This window comes from Gordonia desulfuricans NBRC 100010 (genome assembly GCF_001485495.1).
GTDB classification, from domain to species: domain Bacteria; phylum Actinomycetota; class Actinomycetes; order Mycobacteriales; family Mycobacteriaceae; genus Gordonia; species Gordonia desulfuricans.
This window is the reverse complement of the sequence record NZ_BCNF01000088.1, coordinates 1-1,026: the sequence shown is the minus strand read 5'-3', so window position 1 is coordinate 1,026 and position 1,026 is coordinate 1. Positions and strand designations below refer to the sequence as shown.

The window sequence follows — 1,026 nt, the reverse complement described above, 5'->3', positions numbered from 1 at the left end:
TCACAACTGGTTTCCAACAGAGTGCTGTGAGTGATCGAACCACCGAACGCCAACTCCGACTTGTCGGGCGTATCCGCAGGGACCGACAGATTGATCAACGCCGACGGTAGCGCGGTCACCGACCGTTCCCCCGCACCAGCGGCCATATCCAAAACCATCTCCAGGGCGTCCGCGCGACGTCGGGGTGCTTCGCGGGGGTCTTTCGAACCATCCGGTTGCGGGACCGGCGCCGACAGTTGTTCGATCGCGGTCGCGAGCTTTTCCCCGACAACAACATCCAGACTCCCGGAGACAGTGACCCGCCCATCATCGGTCCGCCCGATATCCAGAGCATTCAAGTTGCGGTCCTCTTTCGCCGGACGTCCACCCTCGGCGTCATCAGCATGATGGTCACCAAGCTGATGCGCTCGCGCCATCACCTCAGCAGGCTTCGCACCGGACAACACCTGCGCCAACAGATCGCCTTCGAACTCGGCCCAGGTTTCGGCGGTCGGGGGTTCGCCGGCGCGCAAGCCGATCTGGTTGAGTCCGCGCACGATCGCGTCGACGTGTTCACCGGAGATCGCCCCGTCGGCAGCATGTTTCAGTGTGCGTTCCACGACTGCTGAGGTGCCGATCCGCTGCATCCGCGCAGCGACGGCGGGCGCGAGCCCCATCTCTATCAATAACGCGATCGGTTTGTGCCCGTGATTCTGTGCGACCTCCAGCCGGTCGAGATGACCAGCCCCGGCGGCGGTGAGCGAGTCGACGAGGTTGCGTATGGTGACCAGTTTCTGCATGTCCGCGAAGGCGACCTGCCCGGTCTGATCGTCGTCGAAACGACAATTGGTGAGTGTGTCGATCACGGTGTCCAGTTCCCCCTGCATGTGTTCCATTGTAGCGAACGTATAGGCGATGATCAGCCGAATTGGCAAGTGAAACAATGTTTGTGGATAGATTGTGAAGGTTGTTCACCCTGGGGGTTCGGGTTCACCTGTGGGGTTGTTGGGGACATTGTCGGCTGCGGAGATTTCGACTCGGGTCCTC

General features: G+C 61.2%; 1 protein-coding gene. It reads right to left on the bottom strand.

The features are described 5' to 3' along the window. On the bottom strand, nucleotides 1-866 hold an 866-nt coding region (locus GD1_RS14750; protein ID WP_059037838.1), incomplete at its 3' end, for a DUF222 domain-containing protein. Nucleotides 867-1,026: the final 160 nt, after the last annotated feature.